The sequence below is a fragment of the Xanthobacter sp. BG11Y11_SDJG genome (genome assembly GCF_057364445.1).
In genome coordinates this window covers 1-4,093 of record NZ_JBNFNU010000381.1, presented here as the reverse complement: position 1 = coordinate 4,093, position 4,093 = coordinate 1, and the positions used below count along the sequence as shown (strand labels likewise).

At 70.9% G+C, this 4,093-nt stretch carries 3 protein-coding genes and 2 pseudogenes; 3 read left to right on the top strand and 2 right to left on the bottom strand.

Features of this window, described 5'->3' with window-relative positions:
* Positions 1-94: 94 nt before the first annotated feature.
* Together AC2W7M_RS21175 and AC2W7M_RS21170 are read right to left on the bottom strand one after the other, a co-directional pair.
* Positions 95-1,252, bottom strand: a complete 1,158-nt coding sequence (locus AC2W7M_RS21175) for an acetyl-CoA C-acyltransferase (RefSeq protein ID WP_486134674.1) — start codon at positions 1,250-1,252, stop codon at positions 95-97.
* A 33-nt stretch (positions 1,253-1,285) separates the two neighbouring features.
* Positions 1,286-2,437, bottom strand: coding sequence for an acyl-CoA dehydrogenase family protein (locus AC2W7M_RS21170; RefSeq protein ID WP_281805192.1), 1,152 nt, complete (start codon positions 2,435-2,437; stop codon positions 1,286-1,288).
* 281 nt (positions 2,438-2,718) lie between these two features.
* Between AC2W7M_RS21170 and AC2W7M_RS21165 the strand changes: the two genes are divergently transcribed.
* From AC2W7M_RS21165 to AC2W7M_RS21155, 3 genes and pseudogenes are all read left to right on the top strand, one after another.
* Positions 2,719-3,243 (top strand): CoA-binding protein, encoded by a 525-nt coding sequence (locus tag AC2W7M_RS21165; protein WP_486134672.1) that lies wholly within the window; start codon positions 2,719-2,721, stop codon positions 3,241-3,243.
* Positions 3,243-3,545 (top strand): annotated as a pseudogene (locus AC2W7M_RS21160) (acetate--CoA ligase family protein); the annotation flags it as partial. The gene AC2W7M_RS21165 and the pseudogene AC2W7M_RS21160, both read left to right, overlap by 1 nt.
* Before the next feature lie 88 nt (positions 3,546-3,633).
* Positions 3,634-4,093: pseudogene (locus AC2W7M_RS21155) on the top strand (hypothetical protein); the annotation flags it as partial.

Genomic DNA, 4,093 nt, shown 5'->3' with positions numbered 1-4,093 from the left:
ATACGGAGGCAAGCACACACGCGGCCATAGCCGCGCGCGACCATGCCCGGCAGCACCGCGTGCAGGCCCAGCATGGGCCCGTCGAGGCACACGCTCAGCATCCGCTTCCAGTCCGCCGGCTCGAGTCCAGGAACAGCTTGTCGTCCAGCACCGCGGCGCTGTTGACGAAGATGGAGAGCGGCCCGAGCGCGCCCTCCGCCTTCGCCACCATGGCGGCGACGTCCTCCGCTTGGGTGATGTCGCAGCCGATGCCGATGGCGCCGGGCAGCTTGGCGGCGGCGGCCTCGGCCGCCGCGGCGTCGATGTCGGCGAGGGCGAGACGGTTCTTCTCCAGGAGCTTTCTGGTCGCCGGCGCCGGGCCGATGCCCATGATGCGCGGCGGCACCCCCGCCTGCACCACCGACACCATGCGGGCGCGCGGCGTGAGGCCATACTTGCGGGCCGCCGCCGCCGAGGCGAGGATCAGCGCGCCCGCCCCGTCATTGACGCCGGAGGCGTTGCCGGCGGTCACGGTGCCGCCCTCCTTGCGGAACGGCGCCCTGAGGGCGGCGAGCTGCTCCAGGGTGGTGTCGCGCGGGTGCTCGTCCTTCTCCACGCGGACGAGCGCGCCCTTCTTGCCCTTGATCTCGACCGGAGCGATCTCCCGGTCGAAGAAGCCGCTGTCCTGCGCCGCGCGGGTGCGCTGCTGGGAGCGATAGGCGAACAGGTCCTGGTCGGCGCGCGAGACCTGGAAGTCCTCGGCCACGTTCTCGCCGGTCTCGGGCATGGAATCGACGCCGTACTGCGCCTTCATCAGCGGGTTCACGAAGCGCCAGCCGATGGTGGTGTCGAAGATCTCCGCCTGGCGCGCGAACGCTTCCGCCGCCTTGCCCATGACGAAGGGCGCGCGGGTCATGCTCTCCACGCCGCCGGCGATCACGAGGTCGGCGTCGCCGGTCATGATCGCCCGCGCGCCGATGCCCACCGCGTCGAGCCCCGAGCCGCACAGGCGGTTCACCGTGGTGCCGGGGGCGCTGGCCGGCAGTCCGGCGAGCAGCGCGGCCATGCGCGCCACGTTGCGGTTGTCCTCTCCCGCCTGGTTGGCGCAGCCGAACACCACGTCGTCCAGCGCCTCCCAGTCGACGCCCGCATTGCGCTCCATCAGGACGCGGATGGGATGGGCGGCGAGATCGTCCGTCCGCACGTCCTTCAGCACGCCCGCATAGCGGCCGATGGGCGTGCGCGCGAAATCGCAGATATAGGCGTCGTTCATCGCGTCCTCCGTGCGCAGGCGGGCGCCGCGCGCTCAGTTCTTGATCTTCTGCAGCAGTTCGCGGGCGATGATGAGCTGCTGGATCTGGGTGGTGCCCTCATAAAGGCGGAACAGCCGCACGTCTCGGAAGAAACGCTCAACGGCATATTCCGACATGTAGCCGGCACCGCCGTGGATCTGCACCGCGCGGTCGGCGACCCGGCCCACCATCTCGGAAGCGAACATCTTGCAGGCCGAGGCCTCGATGGTGACGTTCTCGCCGGCATCGCGCCGGCGCGCGGCATCGAGCACCATGGAGCGGGCGGCGTAGGTCTCCGCATAGCTGTCCGCGAGCAGCGCCTGCACCAGCTGGAACTCGGCGATGGGCCGGCCGAACTGCTGGCGCTCGCATGCATAGGCGGCGCTCAGCTCGATGAGCCGCGTCGCCGCGCCCACGCAGACGGCGGAGATGTGCAGACGCCCCTTGTCGAGCACCCGCATGGCGACCCTGAAGCCCTGGCCCTCGGCGCCGACGAGCGCATCGGCGGGGACGACGCAGTCCTCGAACATCACGTCGCTGGTGTGGGCGCCGCGCTGGCCCATCTTGCGATCCCACGGGCCGAGCGAGAGGCCCAGCGCCTCGCGCTCCACAAGGAAGCAGGAGATGCCGCCCGCTCCCGGCGTGTCGGAGGTGCGCGCCATGACGGTATAGAGCCCGGCCTCGGGGGCGTTGGTGATGTATCGCTTGGTGCCGTTGATGACCCAGCTGCCGTCGGCGCGCCGCACCGCCCGGGTGCGCAGGGACGCGGCGTCCGACCCGGCATCGGGCTCGGTCAGGGCGAAGGACGAGACAAGCTCGCCGCTGGCGAGGCGCGGCAGGTAGCGCTGGCGCTGCGCCTCGGTGCCCGCGAGCACGATCGCCTGGGAGCCGATGCCGATATTGGTCCCAACCGCCGAGCGGAAGGCGGGCGCGGCGCGACAGAGCTCCATGACGATCTCCACCTCCTCGGCCATGCCGAGGCCGAGGCCGCCCCACTCCTGCGGGATCGACAGGCCGAACAGTCCGAGCTCGCGCATCTGCGAAAGGATGGCCGGATCGATGACGTCGCTCTCCGCCACCGCCGGCTCGGCCGGGATCAGCCGCTCGTCCACGAAGCGGCGGACGGTGTCCTTGAGCAGGGTGAAGGTTTCATGATCCAGCGCCACCGGTACCCTCCCCGAGATGCCGCGCTTGCTCGCATGCGCGCCGACCGGCGTGCACGACAATTCGGGCCGGACACCCCGTTCTCCATCTCCGCGCGAGCCGCCGATCCAGCGACAAAGCGCGTGGATCTGCACGGATCTCGCTCCGGCCGGAAGGGGTATCGGAGTTTCCCCGACAAGTCCAGATTCTAATCCATTATGCGGAACGCATTTTTATTTTCTTGATTTCGATCCGGCCGGATTATCAGTTTGTCAGCGCGCCGCCCCAGCCGGAAGGATGCTCCGTGTCTCTCAAGAAGCTGATCGACCCCGCCTCCATCGCCATCGTCGGCGTCTCCACCAAGAAGGCCACGTTCCAGGTGGGCGGGCGCGCGATCTTCGATCACCTGCGGCTGCACGGCTACGACCAGCGCATCGATCTGGTGACCCGCGAGAAGGCGGTGATCGATGGCGTCGAGACCGTCACCAGCCTCCGCGAGTTGTCCCATGTTCCGGACTGCGTGGTGATCTCGGTGCCGGCCGACGACGTCTACGCCACGGTGGAAGAGGCGCTCGGCCTCGGGGTGCGGGCGTTCGTGGTCATCACCGGCGGGTTCTCGGAATCCGGCGAGGAGGGCGCCGCCAAGCAGGCGCGCCTCGCCGCGCTGGTGCGCAGCCACGGCGCGGCCATGCTTGGACCGAACACCACCGGCTTCGTCAATCTCGGCCGGCGCGTCGCCCTGAGCTCCACCAGCCGCATCACCGCCAGCCTGCCGCGCCGGGCGTGGTGGGCCTCGTGGTGCAGAGCGGGGCGCTCGGCAGCGCGCTGATGGAGGAGGCCGAGCGCGCCGGCATCGGCCTCAGCCACGTCATCTCCACGGGAAACGAGGCGGCGACCGGCCTCGCGGACTTCGTGCAGTTCCTGGTCGACGACCCGGCGACGCGCGCCATCGCGCTCTATGTGGAGGGCATCCGCGAGAGCGGCCGGCTGCTGGCGGCCGCGCGCAGCGCCCATGCCGCCGGCAAGCCGGTGGCGCTCTACAAGGCTGGCCGCTCGGAGGCAGGCAGGCGCACCGCCGCCGGCCATACCGGCGCGCTGGTCGGCGAGCGCGGCGCCTACGAGGCGGCGGTGCGCCAGCTCGGCTGGGTGGATGTCGCCGCCATCGAGGACCTGCTGCCGGTGGCGCAATATGTGGCGACCGCCTGCGCCACCCGCAGCCTTGGCATCCTCACCGTTTTCCGGCGGCTATGGCGGCTGCGTCGCCGACGCGCTGGAGAGCAGCGGCGCCGTGTCCCTTCCCGCGCCCGGGGAGGCCACCGTGGCGCGCATGCGGGCCGACATCCCGGCGTTCCTGTCCACCAGGAACCCAGTGGACATCGCCGGCACGCCGTTCCGCCGTCCCGAGGGCTTCGCCACCTGCCTCGACGCCTTCGCGGACGATCCCGCCTTCGACGGCATCGCGGTCGCCAATACCCCCATCGTGCCGCCCTGGGCGGAGAACGTGGCCGATGCGATGATCGCCGCCAGCCGGCGCACCGGCAAGCCGATCTCGCTGGTCTCGCCCGCGGAGATCTTCAACGGCGCCGCGCTCGGGCGGCTGCGGCGCGAGGGCGTGCCGGTCTTCACCCGCATCGACACCTTCGTGGCGGCGGTGGCCGGTGCGGCGGTGGCCGACGCGG

What these genes read in the sequence shown, in the direction of transcription:
- AC2W7M_RS21175 (WP_486134674.1), bottom strand. Translation starts at nt 1,252, where the DNA reads ATGAACGACGCCTATATCTGCGATTTCGCGCGCACGCCCATCGGCCGC.